Annotated in this window: 16 protein-coding genes and 1 pseudogene; 6 read left to right on the top strand and 11 right to left on the bottom strand. The window is 72.7% G+C overall.

Going from position 1 to position 18528, the window contains the following annotated elements; all coding sequences use genetic code 11:
• Positions 1-4: 4 nt before the first annotated feature.
• The gene (locus OG956_RS27525; RefSeq protein WP_330340688.1) at positions 5-1462 is read right to left on the bottom strand and encodes an NCS1 family nucleobase:cation symporter-1; all 1458 of its coding nucleotides are present in this window, start codon (positions 1460-1462) and stop codon (positions 5-7) included.
• Between the two features lie 210 nt (positions 1463-1672).
• Here OG956_RS27525 and OG956_RS27520 point away from each other — a divergent pair, with 210 nt between their 5' ends.
• Positions 1673-2371: a GntR family transcriptional regulator gene (locus tag OG956_RS27520; protein WP_330340687.1), complete on the top strand. Its 699-nt coding sequence runs from the start codon at positions 1673-1675 to the stop codon at positions 2369-2371.
• Between the two features lie 206 nt (positions 2372-2577).
• Here OG956_RS27520 and OG956_RS27515 read toward each other — a convergent pair whose 3' ends face one another.
• The gene (locus OG956_RS27515; RefSeq protein ID WP_330340686.1) at positions 2578-3273 is read right to left on the bottom strand and encodes a uracil-DNA glycosylase; all 696 of its coding nucleotides are present in this window, start codon (positions 3271-3273) and stop codon (positions 2578-2580) included.
• Positions 3274-3413: 140 nt separating this feature from the next.
• Between OG956_RS27515 and OG956_RS27510 the strand changes: the two genes are divergently transcribed.
• Positions 3414-4115, top strand: a complete 702-nt coding sequence (locus OG956_RS27510) for an RNA-binding S4 domain-containing protein (protein WP_330340685.1) — start codon at positions 3414-3416, stop codon at positions 4113-4115.
• A 318-nt stretch (positions 4116-4433) separates the two neighbouring features.
• Here OG956_RS27510 and OG956_RS27505 read toward each other — a convergent pair whose 3' ends face one another.
• The 3 genes from OG956_RS27505 to OG956_RS27495 form a co-directional block, all read right to left on the bottom strand.
• Positions 4434-4883 (bottom strand): DoxX family protein, encoded by a 450-nt coding sequence (locus tag OG956_RS27505; RefSeq protein WP_330340684.1) that lies wholly within the window; start codon positions 4881-4883, stop codon positions 4434-4436.
• A gap of 112 nt (positions 4884-4995) precedes the next feature.
• Positions 4996-5679, bottom strand: a complete 684-nt coding sequence (locus OG956_RS27500) for a class I SAM-dependent methyltransferase (protein WP_330340683.1) — start codon at positions 5677-5679, stop codon at positions 4996-4998.
• A 61-nt stretch (positions 5680-5740) separates the two neighbouring features.
• On the bottom strand, positions 5741-6685 hold the full coding sequence (locus tag OG956_RS27495) for an acyltransferase domain-containing protein (RefSeq protein ID WP_330340682.1): 945 nt from the start codon (positions 6683-6685) through the stop codon (positions 5741-5743).
• A 104-nt stretch (positions 6686-6789) separates the two neighbouring features.
• Between OG956_RS27495 and OG956_RS27490 the strand changes: the two genes are divergently transcribed.
• A complete protein-coding gene (locus tag OG956_RS27490) occupies positions 6790-7086 on the top strand; it encodes a DUF6343 family protein (protein ID WP_330340681.1) in 297 nt (98 codons plus the stop codon).
• 38 nt (positions 7087-7124) lie between these two features.
• Here OG956_RS27490 and OG956_RS27485 read toward each other — a convergent pair whose 3' ends face one another.
• The 4 genes from OG956_RS27485 to rpsA all read right to left on the bottom strand — a co-directional run bounded on the left by OG956_RS27485 (position 7125) and on the right by rpsA (position 10938).
• Entirely contained in the window at positions 7125-7505 is a 381-nt protein-coding gene (locus OG956_RS27485) for a tetratricopeptide repeat protein (protein ID WP_330340680.1), read from the bottom strand.
• A gap of 50 nt (positions 7506-7555) precedes the next feature.
• Positions 7556-8179 carry a dephospho-CoA kinase gene (gene coaE, locus OG956_RS27480; protein WP_330340679.1) on the bottom strand — a complete coding sequence of 208 codons (624 nt, stop codon included), beginning with the start codon at positions 8177-8179 and terminating at the stop codon, positions 7556-7558.
• Positions 8180-8224: 45 nt separating this feature from the next.
• Positions 8225-9163 (bottom strand): PAC2 family protein, encoded by a 939-nt coding sequence (locus tag OG956_RS27475; protein WP_330340678.1) that lies wholly within the window; start codon positions 9161-9163, stop codon positions 8225-8227.
• A gap of 284 nt (positions 9164-9447) precedes the next feature.
• Positions 9448-10938 (bottom strand): 30S ribosomal protein S1, encoded by a 1491-nt coding sequence (gene rpsA, locus OG956_RS27470; RefSeq protein WP_330340677.1) that lies wholly within the window; start codon positions 10936-10938, stop codon positions 9448-9450.
• Between the two features lie 372 nt (positions 10939-11310).
• Between rpsA and OG956_RS27465 the strand changes: the two genes are divergently transcribed.
• Positions 11311-12147, top strand: coding sequence for a class I SAM-dependent methyltransferase (locus tag OG956_RS27465; protein ID WP_330342962.1), 837 nt, complete (start codon positions 11311-11313; stop codon positions 12145-12147).
• Between the two features lie 123 nt (positions 12148-12270).
• Positions 12271-14811, top strand: a complete 2541-nt coding sequence (gene hrpB / locus OG956_RS27460) for an ATP-dependent helicase HrpB (RefSeq protein ID WP_330340676.1) — start codon at positions 12271-12273, stop codon at positions 14809-14811.
• 141 nt (positions 14812-14952) lie between these two features.
• Here the strand turns inward: hrpB and OG956_RS27455 are convergent, their stop codons facing one another.
• Complete coding sequence (locus tag OG956_RS27455) at positions 14953-16680, bottom strand: lytic transglycosylase domain-containing protein (RefSeq protein ID WP_330340675.1); 1728 nt, start codon at positions 16678-16680, stop codon at positions 14953-14955.
• Positions 16681-17028: 348 nt separating this feature from the next.
• Here OG956_RS27455 and OG956_RS27450 point away from each other — a divergent pair.
• Positions 17029-17915, top strand: a pseudogene (locus tag OG956_RS27450) (DUF4184 family protein).
• Here the strand turns inward: OG956_RS27450 and OG956_RS27445 are convergent.
• Positions 17806-18243: a hypothetical protein gene (locus tag OG956_RS27445; RefSeq protein ID WP_330340674.1), complete on the bottom strand. Its 438-nt coding sequence runs from the start codon at positions 18241-18243 to the stop codon at positions 17806-17808. The pseudogene OG956_RS27450 and the gene OG956_RS27445 sit on opposite strands and share 110 nt — an antisense overlap.
• Positions 18244-18528 lie beyond the last annotated feature (285 nt).

Here is an 18528-nt window from a genome sequence, read left to right as displayed (position 1 = left end):
CCTGTCAGCCCTCCTTCGCCGAGATCGCGCGCTCCCGGCGGCCCAGCAGCGCGTACAGGGCGGCGGCGAGCGCGGTGCCGATGAACCAGGAGTACGGCGCCACGTCGCTGAAGCTCTTCACCAGCGCGACCACGGCGGCGACCGCTGCGGAGGGCAGGAACGCCCACAGCGCCCTCGGGTTGACGCCCCTGCGGTAGTGGTACCGGGTGCCCGGGCGGGCGTCGAACAGCGCGTCCACGTCGACCCTGCCGCGCTTGACCCAGTAGTAGTCGACCATGATCACGCCGAACAGCGGGCCGAGGAAGGCGCCGAGGCCGCCGAGGAAGTAGTTGACGACGGTCGGGTTGGAGAAGAGGTTCCAGGGGGTGACGACCAGCGCCGCCACCGTGCTGATCATGCCGCCGATCCTGAAGGAGATCTTCTGCGGCCAGACGTTGGCGAGGTCGTACGCCGGTGAGACGAAGTTGGCGACGATGTTGACGCCCATGGTGGCGACCGCGAACGTGAACGCGGCGACGACGAGCACCCAGGTGTTGCCGACCTTGGCGACCAGTTCCGCGGGGTCGGTGATGGCCTGCCCGAACGCCTTCAGCGAGCCGGCCGTGACGATCACCGACACCACGACGAAGGCGGTGGAGTTGATGGGCAGGCCCCAGAAGTTGCCGCGCCGGACGGTCTTGTAGTCGGGCGCGAAGCGGGAGAAGTCGCAGAAGTTGAGCATCAGCGTGCCGTAGGTGGCGAGGATCAGGCCGATCGCGCCGAACCACTGCCGCCACTGCTCGCCCGTGGACACCGGGTGCGGGGTGGAGGTGAGCGAGATGCTCCAGTGGGCCTTGGCGAGGACCCACAGCGCCAGCGCGATCATCACGAGCCAGATCGCCGGACCGCAGAAGTCCTGGAACTTCCGTACGGCTTCCATGCCCCGGCTGATGATCAGCGCCTGGAGCAGCCAGAGCGAGACGAAGGAGATCCAGCCGAGCGCGTCCAGGCCGAGGAAGGAGTGGCGGGTGAGGGATTCCAGGCCCGGCCAGGCCGCCAGCAGCATCACGTTGACGGCGACGGAGGCCAGATAGGTCTGGATGCCGTACCACATGATGGCGATCACGGCCCTGATCAGCGCGGGGATGTTGGCGCCCCAGACGCCGAAGCTGATGCGGCCGACCACCGGGAAGGGCACGCCGTGGCGCTGGCCGATCCGGCCCATCCGGTTCATGCCGGCGTAGATGATCACGAAACCGGCGAGCAGGGAGGTGAAGACCTGCCAGACGTTCATGCCGAGGACCAGCAGGCCGGCGGCGAAGGTGTAGTTGCCGAGGTTGTGGACGTCGGACATCCACATGGCGAAGAGGTCGAAGACCTTCCAGTTCCGCTGCTTGGCGGGGGCGAGGTCCTCGTTGACGAGGCGGGGGTCGGGGGCGAACACGGGGGCGCCGGTGGCTTCGGCGCGGTCGGCGAGGGACACGGGGCCTCCTGAACGGGGGACGAAGGGGCCATACCGTTGGAACTCGGACGGACCATCAGCGGGCAAACCGATGGAGCGGCAGCGTCAGGCACGGAAGCGGGTCGTTTGGTATACCAAACTGCGGACATGGTGCCGTCGTCAAGCGTTCGGACCGATGTCGTTGCCGTTACGGCCCCGTAAAAGTCCCCTCGTGTCGGCGAAGATGGGCCCATGACGAAGATCGAGCCCCTGGGCGCGGTGCGCGAGCGGGTCCTGGCGAGCCTGCGGGAGGACATCATCGCCGGGCGCCTCGCCCCCGGCGACCGGCTCGTCGAACGGGAACTCGCCGAGCGCTTCGGTGTTTCGCGGGTGCCGGTGCGGGAGGCGATCCGCGCACTGGTCGCCGAGGGCTTCGTCCTCTTCGAGTCCGCCCGCCGTACGGTCGTACGCCGGCTGACCCCGACCGACGTCCGGGAACTCTTCGAACTGCGCGAGGCGTTGGAGGTGTACGCGGCGGGGCTGGCGGCGACCCGGGTGACCCCCGAGGCCCTGGCGGAGCTGCGGGACCTGCTCGACCAGGCCGCGCGGGCCACGAAGGAGGGCGACGCCGAGGCGATCACGGACGTCAACACCCGCTTCCACGACCGCATCCGCGCCCTGGCCGGCAACAGCCTGCTGATCTCGGTCATGGAGCCGGTCGACGGCCGCCTGCGCTGGCTCACCCGGCGCAACGAGGAGTGGCCCCAACTCCTCACCGAGCATCGCGAGTTGTACGAGGCGATCGCCTCCGGCGACCCCGACCGGGCCCGCACCCACGCCCTCGCCCACGTCCGCGCCAACTACCGCTCGACGGTCCGGCATCTGTTCGGGACGGATCCGGAGGACGGCGACGGCGGCAGCACCGTCGGCGACCGAGCCGACGGCGGCTGAGTCGACGACGACCGAGCCGACGGCGGCTGAGGGGCGGGTTTCGGTAGAAGGGGCCGACCGCCTGTCGAGGACGGTTTCGGGAGAAGAGGCCGGCCTCCCGCCGAGAACGGTTTCGGGAGAAGGGCCGACGGCCCGCCGAGGACGGTTTCGGGCTGCGGGGCCAGTGGTGACCGGGGACCGGTTCCGCCGTCGGCGGTGAGTGGCGGTTACCGGAGTCCGGCCGCCTGTGCCGCCGTGCTCAGTACCTCGCGGAGCATCTCCGCGGTGAGCCGGCCGGTGAAGGTGTTGCGCTGGCTGACGTGGAAGCAGCCGAAGAGGTCGAGGCCGTCCAGGGCGACGCGGGTGCCGTGGGCGAAGGCCGGGCGGGGCCGGGGCACGGTCCAGCCAGCCTCGCTGAACGCGGGCAGCGCGGCCTGCCAGCCGAAGGCGCCGAGCACGACCGCGGCCCTCAGCGTCGGCCGCAGCAGCTTCAGCTCCTGCACCAGCCACGGGCGGCAGGTGTCCCGCTCGCCTGGGGTCGGCTTGTTGGCGGGCGGGGCGCAGTGCACCGGCGCGGTGACCCGGACGCCGTACAGTTCCAGCCCGTCGTCGGCACGGACGGAGGTGGGCTGCGAAGCGAGCCCCACGTCGTACAGCGCCTGGTAGAGCACGTCTCCGGAACGGTCGCCGGTGAACATCCGGCCGGTGCGGTTGCCGCCGTGCGCGGCGGGGGCCAGCCCGATGATCGCCAGCCGGGCGTCGGCGGGACCGAAGCCGGGCACCGGCCGCCCCCAGTACGTCCAGTCGGCGAACGCGGCCCGTTTCGTCCGGGCCACCTCCTCCCGCCACTCGACCAACCGGGGACAGGCCCGGCACTCCGCGACACGCCGGTCGAGCCGAGCGAGGGCGCTGCTGTCGTCCATACGGCCACCGTATGCCCCGTCGGCTCGGGTGCACCCGGGGCCCGGCGGCACCGATCCGCAGATCAGCGATGCTGCCGTATCCCTCCACCCCTGCGAAAACGCGTCCGGCTCACGCCGCCCGGAGAGTTAAGGTCGGGGGCATGGCTTCCGAGGATGCGGACGAGAACGTGAACCGTGGGACCGGTGGACCGGACGGGCCCGGCCCCGGCCAGGGCGCCGAGGATTCCCACGGCTCCGGCGCTTCCGCCGCCGAGCAGCCCGTCGATCCGAAGATCGCCGCCGCTGTGGCCGCCGCCGAGGCCGCGGGGCCCGGCAAGGGGGAGACGGTCCGGATCGACAGCTGGATCTGGGCCGTGCGCCTGATCAAGACGCGGTCCCTCGGTGCGACCGCCTGCCGGGGCGGTCACGTCCGTGTGAACGGCGAGCGGGTGAAGCCCGCCTACTCCGTGCGCGTCGGCGACGAGGTACGCCTGCGGCACGAGGGCCGCGAGCGTGTGGTGATCGTCAAGCGCCTCATCCGCAAGCGGGTCGGCGCGCCCGTGGCCGCCCAGTGCTACATCGACAACTCGCCTCCGCCGCCGCCCCGCGAGGCCGTCGCCCCCGCCGGCATCCGTGACCGGGGCGCCGGCCGCCCCACCAAGCGCGACCGCCGCGAGATGGAACGCCTCCGCGGCCTCGCCGGCCCGGGCTTTCCGGGCGGCTTCCCGGCGTTCGGCTCCGCCGGAGACCTCAGTGGTTCCGGAGGACCCGGCACGCCGGGCGGATCCGGGGGCCGGGGCGGCTCCAAGCCGGGCGGCCGCGGCAGGTCCGGCGACCGCGGCAGGTCCGGCAAAGGCAGTTGATCCGGCGAAGGCAGCCGATCCGGCGGCTCCCAGGGAGCCGGAAGGCCCGGCGGCCGTGACGGCTCAGACTCCGGCGGAAGCACCGGGCGCCCTCGAGGAGCCTGACCGAGGCGGGCCCCGCTGAGGCCGCCGAGAGCAGCGAGGCCTCGACCGGATACCCACCGGCACCGTCAGCCCGGCCCCCTGCCCCGCCGGCCGGTCACACACCGACACCGCCAGCTGGCCCCCTCGACGCCCCGGCGGGCAACGGACACGCATGACACCGCCGGCCGGCTCCCCGCCCGCCCCGCCGGTCGGTGCCGATGCCGGTCCGCGGGGTCAGGGGCGGCGTATCAGTCGGAGGAGTTCCGCGTTGTGCTCGCGTCGGGTCCAGGCGATCAGGGCGAGTGGCACCATGAGGATCAGCGGGGTCGCGGCGTTCTGGCCGGCGAAGACCGTGAGCTGGACGATGAACGCGCCCACCATCAGCGCGCTGAGCGCGATCGCCGCGACCGACTGGAGCGCGGGGATCAACAGGGCGACGGCTCCGGCGAGTTCGAGCGCGCCGATGGTGTACATGACCCCACTGCCCCAGCCGATCTTGTCGAAGGCCTCGACGGCCGAGGGGTGCGCGATGAGCTTGGGCAGCGCGCTCGCGATGCCGTAGAACAGCGCGAGCAGCACCTGTACGGTCCGCAGCGCGACCCGGGTCGCGCGCCTGCGGCCGCTGCGGGAACCGCTGGAGGTGACGGAAGCGGTGTGGGCGAGGGGAGCGGTGGAGTCGGACATGAGGGTCTCCTGGGGAAGCGGTGCCTATCGTCGATTGCTGTCACCGATGTAGACGGCGCACGGTCCGGGAACTCATCGCTGTGACGGGGACCATCTCCGACCGCGTGCCGGCCTACGCCCGCGGCACCGCCCGCACCCACATCCGGTCGGGTGTCAGATACGAGTCCACCTCCAGCCCCGCTTCCTCCAGTGCCGACTCGAACTGCTCTCTGGTCAACGGGCGGGACAGGAACGTCTGGGTCCACCGTGCGTCCGGGAAGACGTACTCGACGTGGACCGAATTCGCTCCGTTCCCGAGCGGTTCCGCCGAGAGCACCCTTACCGTGAAGCCGCTCGGGTCGGTGCGCTCCCGGGGCACGTTCGTGTGGTAGTCCTCGCCCTCGCGCTGGATGAGCACGCAGCCGTCCTTCGCCACATACCGGGCGCAGGTGCGCAACAGGCCTCTGCGTACCTCCTCGTCACCCGCGTGCACCAGGAACGACGCCAGCATCACCACGTCGAACTCCTCGCCGCCCAGGTCCAGTTGCTCGATGGGGCTGCATATCGTGCGCGCCCCGCGGACCCGGCTCAGCATGTCGGCGGACTCGTCCACCGCCGTCACCGCGAACCCGCGCTCGATCAGGGGACGGGTGATCCGGCCCACCCCGCTGCCCAGTTCCAGGATGCGCGCCCCGGCGGGTACCGCCGCGGCGATGATGTCCGGTTCCTCGCCCACCGGCAGCCGTTCGTACAGCTCGACCGCGCAGCCGTCCGGGGTGATCGCACCGGGTCCCGTGCCCTCGTATCCTTCACGCATCTCGACCGTCATGCCCGGACAACGGCCGGTCCCCGCACAGCCGTTCCCCTCCGCCGCTGGTTCACTCGTTCGAGTGAGGCGGGGCCGGTCGGCGCCGGTCGTCCGGGAACGGGAACCAGCCGTGCCCGATGTACCAGTGCCCGCCGGCCCGCAGATGGTCCCCCACGGCCCGCTCCACAGTGGTGCGCCGGGGCAGCTCCGCGACCGGCAGGTCCGGGTCGCCGAAGACGAACTGGACGGGTTCGGTGTCGGACGGCTCGGTGTCCTCGCGGGCGACGCGGAAGCGGTCCTGGAAGCGGATGATGTTGGAGTCGGCCGGCAGGTACCGCTTCAACTGCGGGTCCAGCAGCCAGGAGTGGCACAGCGCGGCCACCGGCCGCTCCTCGGGAAAGTGCCGGGCGAAGAACTCCCGGGCCCACGCCAGGGAGCGGTCGCAGGCGGACGGGGTCAGCGGGCCGTGGAAGTCGGGGACGTGCAGGTTCAGGCAGGGCGTGCCGGGCGCCACGTCCAGTCCGGCCGCGGAGATCACCGCTGACGTGCGCTGTCCGTGCCGCGCCCGCTCGAACTGCAGACGGCCCAGCTGGTACAGCTCGCCGCGGAAGTGCCGGACCAGCCAGCGCCGTGACCGCAGGCCGGTCGTGCCGTGCCGTCTGCGGTGCGCCGCCATGTGCCGGCCCAGGTCGGCCAGGGTGCGCCGGGAGACACCGGCCGGGATGCCGCGCTCCCGGTGCCGGGCGAGGGTGTGCGGGACGGCGGCGACGAAGACGTACACGGGGAAGGTGCCGGCCAGCTCGGCGGGCGCCGCACCGAAGAGTTCCGCCAGGTCGGGTGTGCGGCCGGTGTCCTGCGGGTCGCGGAACAACTCCTCGACGCACTCCTCCAGGAGTCTCAGCGCCCCCGGATCACCGGACAGCCGGCGCCGCCCGGCCACCAGCGCGTTGATGTCCTCGTGCGGCACGGCCAGGTCGAGGAGCAGTTCGGGCAGGTCGTCGGCTTCCGGCAGCACTGGTTCCCCCTTCGACGAGCGGCGGACGAGCGCCGTCGGTGAGCGTCGCGCCGTTGGTGAGCGTCGTTCTCGAAGAGTACGGTGCAAGAAGGAGTGGTGGTCCGATGCGTACGGGCAGTGAACCGGCGACCGCGCGCAGTGCTCTGCGGGCGCGGCTCTGGCTGTGCGTGTGGGGCCTGGTGTGGGCCGTCTTCGGCACGGCGGCGTTCGCGCTCGTCGGGCGCCCCGGCTGGGCGGCTGCCTGCGGGGTGCTGTTGCTGGTGGTCACCGCGGACATGGCCATGGTGCTCCGGCACATCCGGCAGGGCCCGCACTACCAGCCGGGCCGCGACGTCCCGCCGTACCCGCCACCGGACAACGGCGCCCCGTTCCGGCGCCCACCCAGACACCGGCATCCGTGACCGGCCCGGCGCGCAGAGCGCCGCTCGTCGCCGGCGGCTCAGTCGTCGAAGCGGGCCGCCTTCAGGTACTGCGGGTTCGGGTCCAGCGCTGCTGCCAGCCGGAAATGGCGTTTGGCCTGGTCGGCGCGGCCCTGGCGTTCGTAGGTGCGGGCCAGGGCGAAGTGCGCGAACGCGTTGTCCGGCTCGCGCTCCAGGACGATCGTGAATTCCAGTTCGGCCGGCCGCAGTTGCGCCGCGGCGAAGAACGCACGCGCGCGCAGCAGCCGGGCCGCGGTGTTCTCCGGATGTGCGGCGATGACTCCGTCGAGCAGCTTCACCGCGCCCCGCGGGTCCCGCGAGTTGAGCAGGTGCTCGGCTGCGCGGAAGTCGATGACGTGCGTCTCCGGAGTAGGTCCAGTGGAACCGCTGGTCTCGGGCACGGCAGAGTCCTTCCCTCACTCCGCTGATTCAACGCCCGCGGAGAGGGCCGCTATTCCGGAGCCTGTTCCGCGGAGTCCTCCCGCGCCCGCCGTACGAGGTCCTCCCACACCTCCGCGACGCGCTTGTGCAGCGTGTCCAGCGGGACGTCGTTGTCGATCACGATGTCCGCGATCCGTCTGCGCTGCTCACGGGTCGCCTGGGCGGCCATACGCGCGCGTGCGTCCTCCTGCGTCATCCCGCGCAGCCGGACCAGCCGGTCGAGCTGGGTCTCGGGGCTCGCGTCCACGACGATCACGAGGTCGTACAGCGGTGCCAGGCCGTTCTCGGTGAGGAGAGGTACGTCGTGGACCACCACGGCGTCGGGGGCCGCGGCCTGCTCCAGCTCGCGGGAACGCGCGCCCACCAAGGGGTGCACGATCGAGTTGAGGACGGCGAGTCTGCCGGGGTCGGCGAAGACGATCGAACCGAGCCTGGGCCGGTCCAGGCTGCCGTCCGCAGTGAGGACGTCCTCGCCGAAGGCCTCCACCACGGCGGCGAGACCCGGCGTGCCCGGCGCCACGACCTCGCGCGCGATGCGGTCCGCGTCGATCAGCACGGCCCCGTGCTCCACGAGCAGCCGCGACACCTCGCTCTTGCCGGCGCCGATCCCACCGGTCAGGCCCACTTTCAGCATGAGCGCCAGCTTAGGCGCTGCCACCGACAGCGGGACCGGCGGAGGTCAGTTGTCGCCCTCGCGCTCCGCCAGGAACCGCTCGAACTCGCGCCCGATCTCGTCGGCCGACGGGATGTCCACGGGCTCGGCGAGCATGTTGCCCCGGGTCTCGGCGCCCGCGGCCGCGTCGTACTGGTGCTCAAGGCCCTGGACGAGCGCGGTCAGCTCCTCGTCGCCCTCCCGGATCTGGCGGTCGATCTCCGTCTGCGTGCGGTACGCGTCCGTGCGCAGCGAGTGGGCGACCGTCGGCAGCACCAGCCCGGTGGCGGCCGTGATGGCCTCCAGGACGGTCAGGGCGGCGTCCGGGTACGGGGAGCGGGCGATGTAGTGCGGGACGTGCGCGGCGACGCCCAGGACGTCGTGGCCGGCCTCCATCAGGCGGTACTCCACCAGCGCCTCGGCGCTGCCGGGCACCTGGGCCTCCTCGAAGGGGCTGCGGTGGCCGGGGACCAGGTCGGTGCGGTTGCCGTGCGGGGTGAGGCCGACCGGGCGGGTGTGCGGGACGCCCATGGGGATGCCGTGGAAGTTCACGGACAGGCGGACGCCGAGCCGCTCCACGATCTGCCGTACGGCGGCCGCGAAGCGTTCCCACTCCACGTCCGGCTCGGGGCCGGAGAGCAGCAGGAAGGGGGCGCCCGTGGTGTCCTGTACGAGGCGGACCTCGATGGCCGGGACCTCGTAGTCGGTCCACCGGTCCCGCTTGAAGGTCAGCAGGGGCCGGCGGGCGCGGTAGTCCACGAGCCGGTCGTGGTCGAATCGGGCGACGAGCTGGTGGGGCAGTGAGTCGAGCAGCCGGTCGACGATCTGGTCGCCGGTCTCGCCCGCGTCGATGTATCCGTCGAAGTGGTAGAGCATGACAAGGCCGGCCGATTCCTGGGCGAGCGCCATGTCCACCACGGCGAGGCCCTTCGGCTCCCATGCGTACAAACCCTGCGGATCAAGCACTGTGACCGCTCCTCCTCGTGTTCGACATGGTCAACACGGCCTGAAGAGTGGGCATTCCCGCGACACGCCGTTGACCGGGCTCTCGGGGGGTGCCGAGGAAAGTGCCGACAACCGCAACTCCCTGGGGGCGCGGGGAACTGCGCGCGACCGCGGACCAGCCGCGGCCGGACGGCGAGCGGCACGCCCCCCGAGCACGCCTGAGGGGCCGCACCCCGAAAGGTACGGCCCCTCAAGAACCAGCTATCGGCTGAGCCTCAGCGGCTGGGGTTCCCCGCTGGGGGAGTTCAGCTCTGGCCGCCCGCCAGCTTCTCGCGCAGCGCGGCCAGCGCCTCGTCCGAGGCCAGGGCGCCGGACTGGTCGCCGCCCTCGGAGGAGTACGAACCGCCGGTCGCGGCCGGAGCCGCGGCCTCGCCGCCCTCGGCGGCGGCGGCAGCGTCGGCCTCGCGGGACTTGATGACCTGCTGCTGGTGCTGCTCGAAGCGGGCCTGCGCCTCGGCGTACTGGCGCTCCCACTCCTCGCGCTGCTTCTCGTAGCCCGGCAGCCAGTCGTTGGTCTCCGGGTCGAAGCCCTCGGGGTAGATGTAGTTGCCCTGGTCGTCGTAGGACGCGGCCATGCCGTACAGGGTCGGGTCGAACTCGACCGCGGACGGGTCGGCACCGAAGGACTCGTTGGCCTGCTTCAGCGAGAGGCTGATGCGGCGGCGCTCGAGGTCGATGTCGATGACCTTGACGAAGATCTCGTCGTTGACCTGGACGACCTGCTCCGGGATCTCCACGTGGCGCTCGGCCAGCTCGGAGATGTGGACCAGACCCTCGATGCCCTCGTCCACGCGGACGAACGCACCGAACGGCACCAGCTTCGTGACCTTACCGGGCACGACCTGGCCGATCTGGTGGGTGCGGGCGAACTGCTGCCACGGGTCTTCCTGGGTCGCCTTCAGCGACAGGGAGACGCGCTCGCGGTCCATGTCCACGTCGAGGACCTCGACGGTGACCTCCTGGCCGACCTCGACGACCTCGGACGGGTGGTCGATGTGCTTCCAGGACAGCTCGGAGACGTGGACCAGGCCGTCGACGCCACCCAGGTCCACGAAGGCACCGAAGTTGACGATCGAGGAGACCACACCGGAGCGGACCTGACCCTTCTGCAGGGTCGTGAGGAACGTCTGGCGGACCTCGGACTGGGTCTGCTCGAGCCAGGCGCGGCGGGACAGGACCACGTTGTTGCGGTTCTTGTCCAGCTCGATGATCTTGGCCTCGAGCTCCTTGCCGACGTACGGCTGGAGGTCGCGGACGCGGCGCATCTCGACCAGGGAGGCCGGGAGGAAGCCGCGGAGGCCGATGTCGAGGATGAGACCACCCTTGACGACCTCGATGACGGTACCGGTGACGATGCCGTCCTCTTCCTTGATCTTCTCGATGGTGCCCCAGGCACGCTCGTACTGGGCGCGCTTCTTCGAGAGGATCAGGCGGCCTTCCTTGTCCTCCTTCTGGAGGACGAGGGCCTCGATCTCGTCGCCGACGGCGACGACCTCGTTCGGGTCGACGTCGTGCTTGATCGAGAGCTCGCGGCTCGGGATGACACCTTCGGTCTTGTAACCGATGTCGAGCAGGACCTCGTCCCGGTCGACCTTCACGATGACGCCGTCGACGATGTCGCCGTCGTTGAAGTACTTGATCGTCTCGTCGATCGCTGCGAGGAAGGCTTCCTCGTTACCGATGTCGTTGACCGCTACCTGCGGGGTGGTGGCGGTGGTCTCGGTGCTGCTCGTCATGTGGGAAAGGGCTCCGGTACGGACATTGAAGTCGTAGGTACTGCTTACGCCGGGAGCCCGTTTCGCTCTGCAGAAGCCGGACAGCCAAGGAAGCGCCACCTTGTGGACACCGGGTGCCCGGTGGCGCCTCGACAACCGAGGGGACATACAACAGATGCGAGCGCAGCCTGCTACGTCTGAGGTGCGCAGGCCCGCAGCGCAACTTGTAGCATACGGGGGCAGCCGGACACGGTCAATGCGCGAAGGCGCACACCCGGGGCAGATCACCCCATAACCGGCAGAAGAAACGTCCCTGGAGGCCAGACAGGCCCCCGGGACCGCCTCCGTGACGGACCCCGGCGGGTTGGACGGAAGAGTACGACGAGGGAGCCGATCATCCAAGAGCCGGAAGCGTACGAGCCCGAAGTCACCGACGCCTTCGAACCGGAGGCGACACGCCGTGACGCCGGTGTCACGGAGAGCGTACGGGCCAACCGGGGCTGGTGGGACCGCAACGCCGACGAGTACCAGGTCGAGCACGGCACGTTCCTCGGCGACGACCGCTTCGTGTGGGGCCCGGAGGGCCTGGACGAGGTGGAGGCGGAGCTGCTCGGCCCGCCGGAGGAGCTGAAGGGCAAGGAGGTCCTGGAGATCGGCGCGGGCGCGGCGCAGTGCGCGCGCTGGCTGGCCGCCCAGGGGGCCCGCCCGGTGGCGCTGGACCTCTCGCACCGCCAGCTCCAGCACGCCCTCAGGATCGGCGGATCGTTTCCGCTCGTCTGTGCGGACGCCTGCGCGCTGCCCTTCGCCGACGGCTCCTTCGACCTGGCCTGCTCGGCCTACGGGGCGCTGCCCTTCGTCGCCGATCCGCGGCTGGTGCTGCGCGAGGTGCGCCGGGTGCTGCGGCCGGGCGGCCGGTTCGTGTTCTCGGTGACGCACCCGATCCGCTGGGCGTTCCCGGACGAGCCGGGCCCCGAGGGCCTGTCGGTCTCCGCCTCCTACTTCGACCGCACGCCCTATGTGGAGCAGGACGAGCAGGGCCGCGCGGTCTACGTCGAGCACCACAGGACGCTGGGCGACCGGGTCCGGGACATCGTGGCGTCCGGCTTCCGTCTGGTGGATCTGGTGGAGCCGGAGTGGCCGGCCTGGAACAGCTCGGAGTGGGGCGGCTGGTCCCCGCTGCGGGGCAGCCTGATCCCGGGAACGGCGATCTTCGTGTGCGAGCGCGACTGACGCCCCTCTTCTCATGTGCGCGCACGTGCACGCGCGCGTGAGGGCCGGTTCCGCTTTCGCACACGCGTGCGTACGTGCACGCACGTGCGAGGGACCCTTCCGCCGTCGTACGACACTGGGGGCGTGATCCGTTACGACGTCCTGGACGCGCTGCCCGTGCGCTCCGCCCTGCCCGCCCTGACCGACGCCCTGGACGGCGCCGGCGCCGCCGTGCTGGTGGCGCCGCCCGGCACCGGCAAGACCACGCTGGTGCCGCTCGTGCTGGCGGGGCTGACCGGGGGCGGGCCGGTGCGCCGGGTCGTGGTGGCCGAGCCGCGCCGGATCGCGGCGCGCGCGGCGGCCCGGCGCATGGCGTGGCTGCTGGGCGAGAAGCCGGGCGACAGCGTCGGCTTCACGGTGCGCGGCGAGCGTGTCGTGGGGCGGCACACGCGTGTGGAGGTCGTGACCACCGGTGTGCTGCTGCAGCGGCTGCAACGCGACCCGGAGCTGCCCGGCGTCGACGCCGTCGTCCTCGACGAGTGCCATGAGCGGCATCTGGACGCCGACACGGCGGCCGCGTTCCTGTGGGACGTACGGCAGACCCTGCGGCCGGAGCTGCGGCTGCTGGCCGCGTCGGCGACGACGGACGCCGAGGGGTGGGCACGGCTGCTGGGCGGGGCGCCGGTGGTCGAGGCGCAGGGCGTCGCGCATCCGGTGGAGGTGGTGTGGGCGCCTCCGGCGCGTCCGGTACGGCCGCCGCACGGGATGCGCGTCGATCCGGCGCTGCTGGCGCACGTGGCGTCGGTGGTGCGGCGGGCGCTGGCGGAGCGGGACGGGGACGTGCTGTGCTTCCTGCCCGGGGTGGGTGAGATCGCGCGTGTCGCCGGGCAGCTCGGCGAGCTGGGCGGCGTCGACGTGCTCCAGGTGCACGGGCGGGCGCCGGCCGCGGTGCAGGACGCGGTGCTGGCTCCCGGGACACGGCGCCGGGTGGTGCTGGCGACCTCGGTGGCGGAGTCCTCGCTGACCGTGCCCGGAGTGCGCGTGGTGGTGGACTCGGGGCTGGCGCGGGAGCCGCGGGTGGACCATGCGCGGGGGCTGAGCGGACTGACGACGGTACGGGCGTCGCGGGCGGCCGGGCGGCAGCGGGCGGGGCGGGCCGGACGGGAGGCGCCGGGCTGTGTGTACCGGTGCTGGACACCGGCCGAGGACGTCCGCCTGCCGGCCTTTCCGGCGCCGGAGATCAAGGTGGCCGACCTCACCGCGTTCGCCCTGCAGGCGGCCTGCTGGGGCGACCCGGACGCCTCCGGGCTGGCGTTGCTCGATCCCCCGCCGGGCGGGGCGATGGCGGCGGCGCGCTCCGCTCTGGCGGCGGTGGGGGCGGTGGACCGTGCCGGCCGGGCCACGGACACCGGTGTGCGGCTGGCCCGGCTCGGTGTGCACCCCCGGCTCGGGAGGGCGCTGCTGGACACCTCCGGTGCGGCGGCCGAGGTCGTCGCCCTGCTGTCCGAGGAAGTGCCCCGCGACTACGGGGACGACCTCGCCGGTGCGTTGCGGCGGGCCCGGCGCGGGGGTGACGCCTACGCGGGCCGGTGGGCCGCGGAGGTACGGCGGCTGCGCGCCGCCTCGGCGGAGTCGTCCCACTCGCCCACCCGTGTCCGCCGGACACAAGCCGCCGAACAGGCCCCCGCGAGCCTGGTGGAGGAGGGGGCCGGGGAGGAGCGGCGTGCCGGGCTCGTCGCTGCCCTCGCCTTCCCTGAGCGTGTTGCCAGGCTCGACGGTGGGTCGTACCTCATGGCCTCCGGCACCCGGGCCGAGCTCGGGGACGGGTCGGCGCTGCGGGGCGCGCCCTGGATCGTCGTCGCCGTTGCCGACCGGCCCGCCGGAAAGGGGCACGCGCGCGTGCTGCTCGGAGCCGCCGTGGAGGAGGGCGTGGCGGTCGGCGCCGCCGGGGCGCTGCTGGAGGAGCGGGACGAGGTGCACTGGGCCGACGGGGACGTCGTCGCCCGGCACGTCGAACGGCTCGGCGCCATCGAGCTCGCCGCACGGCCGCTGAGGGACGCCGACCCGGCTCTCGTGCGCGGCGCCCTGCTGGACGGGCTGCGGCAGGAGGGCTTCGGGCTGCTGCGCCGGCCGGCGGAGGCGCAGGCGCTGCGGCAACGGCTCGCGTTCCTGCACGCCCACCTCGGCGAGCCGTGGCCGGACGTGTCCGACGAGGCGCTGCACGCGCGCGTGGACGAGTGGCTGGAGCCGGAGCTGAGCAGATGCCGGCGACGGGCCGATCTGGGCCGGATCGACGCCGGGCAGGCGCTCGCGCGGCTGCTGCCCTGGGCGAGCGGGGACGCGGCACGGCTGGACGAGCTGGCGCCCGAGCGGATCACCGTGCCGAGCGGGTCGAGCGTCCGGATCGACTACGGGGATCCTCAGCAGCCGGTGCTCGCCGTGAAGCTGCAGGAGATGTTCGGGCTGCACCGGACGCCGGCGGTGGCCGGCGTACCACTGCTCGTGCATCTGCTCTCCCCCGCCGGGCGGCCCGTCGCCGTCACGGCCGACCTCGCCTCCTTCTGGAAGGACGGCTACCAGGCCGTGCGGGCCGAGCTGCGCGGCCGGTACCCGAAGCATCCGTGGCCCGAGGACCCGGCGACCGCCGAGCCCACCCGGCACACGAACGCGCGACTCAGGCGCTGACCGGTTCAGGTTCCATCTGCGTACAGCGCCATAGTCCTCTGACGGGTCGTCAGGTGGCTCCGTCGCAGCAGCGGGGCGCGCACGGACGAGGGCGCCCTCCCGCTGGTGCGGTGGAGGGCGCCCCCGCGGTTCGTGTGCGGGTCAGGAGGCGGACGGGCTGGGGGACGGGGACGGGCTCGTCGTGGAGTCCGCGGCGGCGACCTTCAGCTCGACGGTGAGCGTGGCGCCGCCGGTGGTGGTGATGCGGAGCAGGAAGGTGCCAGTGGCGTCGTCCGCGTACAGCTTGGGCAGGGTCAGCAGGCCCTTGGCGTCCGTCTGGAGTCCGGTGAGCGTGCGTACGGGCTTGCCGTCGGCGTCCTTGAAGTACGGGCCCTTGTCGTTCTCGGTCGCGTCCGTGTCGGACTTGATCAGGGTGGCGGTGGCCGCGACCTTGTCCGCGACGGCGCCCTTGTACGTCGCCTTCAGCTGGACCTGGTCGGCGAACTCGCCGCCCGGGGTGCAGGTCAGCGGTGTGTCGCTGGTGCGGGTCAGGGTGTCGGCGGCGCGCGGGGTGACGGTGGCCGTGTAGCCGAGGGCCTTGACCGAGCGGCCCACCACGGTCGCGGTGACCTTGAAGTCGCCGGTCTTCTCGCCGGCCTGGAGCGCCGGCGCGAGGGCGACGCCCTGGGCGTCGGTGGCGACCGTGGCCACGGTCTCGCCGCCGGTGAAGGTGGCGTCGGTGTCCCCGGAGATGGTGAAGCGGATCCTGACCTTGGCGACGGGCTTGCCGGACTTGGTCACGGCGCGGGTGCCGATCCGCTGGTCGAAGGCGTGGCCGGCCATCGCGGTGAGCTTGGCCGTGTCCGCGTCCGCCAGGTGGTCCACGGTGTCGGTGTTGGTCGGCGGAGTCGTCGGCGGCGCGGGCGGCTTCGGCGGGGTGGGGCCGGGGCTGCCGCCGCCGGGGGTGCTGGGCTTGGGATCCGGCTTCGGATGCGGCTTCGTCTTCGGCGTCTTGGTGTGCTTCGGGGAGTCGGTGTGCGGGGAGCCGTCGTCGCTGCGGTGGGTGGGCACGCTGCCGGTGCCGTCCGGCACGGAGTGGGTGCCCTTGCGGTAGTACTCCAGCCACGACAGAACGGTGTTCAGGTAGTCCTGCGAGTTGTTGTAGCTGAGGATCGCGCTGTGCAGGTCGCCCTCGCGGGAGAGGTCCCAGCCGTTGCGGCACAGGTAGTGGCCCGCGGCGAGGGCGGCGTCGTAGACGTTGTTGGGGTCCTTCGTGCCGTCGCCGTTGCCGTCGCGGCCGGCCCAGGCCCAGGTCGAGGGGATGAACTGCATCGGGCCGACGGCCTGGTCATACCGGGTGTTGCCGTCGTAGGCACCGTGGTCGGTGTCCTTGATGAGCGCGAAGCCGTTGCCGTCGAGGGCCGGGCCCAGGATCCTGCCGATCGTGGTGCCGCCCGCGTCGACCCGGCCGCCCTCGGCCTGGCCCGACTCGACCTTGCCGATCGCGGCGAGCAGTTGCCAGGGCAGGTTGCAGCCGGGCTTGGAGGAACGCAGTTCGGCCTCGGCCTTCTTGTAGGCGTCGAGGACCGTCGCCGGTATGCCGGCCTCGGCGTCGCCCTGGGCGACGGGGGTGCCGGTGGCGCTCGGCGAGGGGCTGGGATTCGGGCTGTTCAGCGGCGGCAGGTCCGTGTAGTACGGCGAGTTGCCGGTGGCGTTGTCGTCGGAGGCCGCGTCGGGCACAGGGGTGGCGGCGCCGGCCGTCGTCTGTCTCCCGTGGTCCTCGCCGGGTGTTCCCGGAGCCTGGGACGCCGACAGAGCCGCGACCGCTGCCGCGGCCACGGCGGTGGTCGCCGCCCCCTTGCGCAGCCGCCTTCCGAAATGCGCCGCCATCGAGTGAACCCTCCCGTGGACGCGGTGCGTCCGTCTCCGTCTGTCTGCCTCGCTGTGGTGTGACGGTTGACCCGGTGTTCTGGTTGCCCCTGTGACGCCCTTTCCGCGGTGTGACGTGTGTTCCGGCCGCGCGCCCGGCACGGCACCGCAGGTGACCCTACGACAACTTGCTGTGCACCGGGACCCGTTCAAGGCCCGTTTTCACCGGATGGCCAACTCGCGTTGCCGCACAGTTGCCGTGTACGGGCCCCGGGCGGACGTACGGGCCGGGGCAGACGGTCCCGCATACTGGACCGGCCTGACCACCGGTGCGCGCACCGCGGCCGACGACCGCTCCCGGGGGACCCGTTGCCGTTCACTCTCAGCCATGCGGCGGCCGTCCTGCCCGCGGTCCGCCGGGACGGGACCGGCCGCGGCCCGCTCGTGCCGGCGGTGCTGGTCGCGGGGTCCTTCGCGCCCGACATGCCGTTCTATGCGGCGAATGTCCTGCCGGGCGGCATGCAGTTCGGTGCGGTCACGCACGCGTTCGGCGGGGTCTGCACGGTCGACGTGCCCATCTCCTGGGCGCTGGTGGGCCTGTGGCTCCTGGTCCGCGAGCCGCTGCTCGCGCTGCTGCCCCGGGGCCGGCAGGAGCGGCCGGCCGTGCTGCTGCGCTGCGGTGCGCCACGCGCGCGTGCGGACGCCGCCACGGTGCTCCGGTGGTACATCTCCGCGGTGCTGGGCGCGCTGACCCATGTGGTGTGGGACGCCTTCACCCATCAGGGCGGTGGGGGACACGGCTGATTCCGGCCATCGGGCGGGACCGGGTGGCGGGCGCGCCGCTGTTCACCTGGCTGCAGTACGGCTCGTCCGTGGCGGGCGCGGTGACGATCGCGGCGTTCGCCGCGCGTGCGCTGCGGCGTGCGGCGGACGGGGAGCCGGTGGGGGTGCCGGTGCTGTCCGCGCGGGACCGGTGGTGGGCCGGCGCGGTGATCGGCGGCTGTGCGGCGGCCGGGGCGGTGCAGCGGGCGGCGCGCCGGTGGGCGCTCACGGGGGCGCCGGGGCGGCCGTGGGAACTGGTGCCCACCCTGTGCTTCGGGGCGGGCGCGGGGCTGGTTCTGGGGCTGGTGCTGTACGCCGGCGGGGTCAGGGTGTGGGGTCGGCGCCGGGATCCGGGCGGTCCCGGTGATCTCGGTGCTCCCGGTGATCCGGGCGGGGTGGTCGGTGCGGAGCGGGGGCGGCCGGCCGCTCGGTGAGGGACGCGACGAACACCGTGAGGGTGTGCCGGGGGCGCGGCCTCGGGAGCGCGGCGAGCGCGAGGGCCAGGTAGCCGCGGGCGAGGTCGGCCCACTGGCGCCAGTCGGGGGCGTGGTCCGCGTGCGCGGTCAGCCCGGTGAGTCTGTGCCGGAGGCCGGCGGCGGCCCTGCGGACGGTCCCGGTCAGGTCCGCGGGGATGCGGGCGGTGCTTGCGTCGGCCGCGAGGGCCGGGACCGGCGAGGCGAGCATGGCCTGCGCCGAGGCGGTGTCCGCCCAGGCCCGAATGTCTGCCTCGGGCGTCCGGCGGTGAAGCATGCGTATACCCATGCCCGCAGTTTTGCGCGGCGGGCCGTGGAGGGGCGTTCTGGCGGGGGCCACGTGAGTGACGGGTCCCTCCGGGGGTTCGGCCGACCTGGTGAGGGCGGGTGCCGGGTTCTGTGCTGGCGGGAGTGGGGGGATTGCGGTGGGTTCGGTGGCTGGGGGTGGGTTCGGTGGGATCGGCGGTGGGGTTCGGTGGGATCCGCACCGCCGGGATGCGCCGTGGAGGCGGGCGCCGTTGCGGCGGGCTTCCCTTTGCCGGGGTGGCGGGGGGGCGTCGCAGTGCTGGTTCGC

This window comes from Streptomyces sp. NBC_00557, from assembly GCF_036345995.1.
Classification (GTDB): Bacteria; Actinomycetota; Actinomycetes; order Streptomycetales; family Streptomycetaceae; genus Streptomyces.
Note: the sequence above shows the minus strand (reverse complement) of the source record. Positions and strands in the feature narration are given on the sequence as shown.

Bases quoted from the DNA above. Each gene is read 5' to 3' on its own strand.
- OG956_RS27520 (WP_330340687.1), top strand. From the start codon at position 1,673: ATGACGAAGATCGAGCCCCTGGGCGCGGTGCGCGAGCGGGTCCTGGCG.
- OG956_RS27515 (WP_330340686.1), bottom strand. From the start codon at position 3,273: ATGGACGACAGCAGCGCCCTCGCTCGGCTCGACCGGCGTGTCGCGGAG.
- OG956_RS27510 (WP_330340685.1), top strand. From the start codon at position 3,414: ATGGCTTCCGAGGATGCGGACGAGAACGTGAACCGTGGGACCGGTGGA.
- OG956_RS27505 (WP_330340684.1), bottom strand. From the start codon at position 4,883: ATGTCCGACTCCACCGCTCCCCTCGCCCACACCGCTTCCGTCACCTCC.
- OG956_RS27500 (WP_330340683.1), bottom strand. From the start codon at position 5,679: ATGCGTGAAGGATACGAGGGCACGGGACCCGGTGCGATCACCCCGGAC.
- OG956_RS27490 (WP_330340681.1), top strand. From the start codon at position 6,790: ATGCGTACGGGCAGTGAACCGGCGACCGCGCGCAGTGCTCTGCGGGCG.
- coaE (WP_330340679.1), bottom strand. From the start codon at position 8,179: ATGCTGAAAGTGGGCCTGACCGGTGGGATCGGCGCCGGCAAGAGCGAG.
- rpsA (WP_330340677.1), bottom strand. From the start codon at position 10,938: ATGACGAGCAGCACCGAGACCACCGCCACCACCCCGCAGGTAGCGGTC.
- OG956_RS27455 (WP_330340675.1), bottom strand. From the start codon at position 16,680: ATGGCGGCGCATTTCGGAAGGCGGCTGCGCAAGGGGGCGGCGACCACC.
- OG956_RS27445 (WP_330340674.1), bottom strand. From the start codon at position 18,243: ATGGGTATACGCATGCTTCACCGCCGGACGCCCGAGGCAGACATTCGG.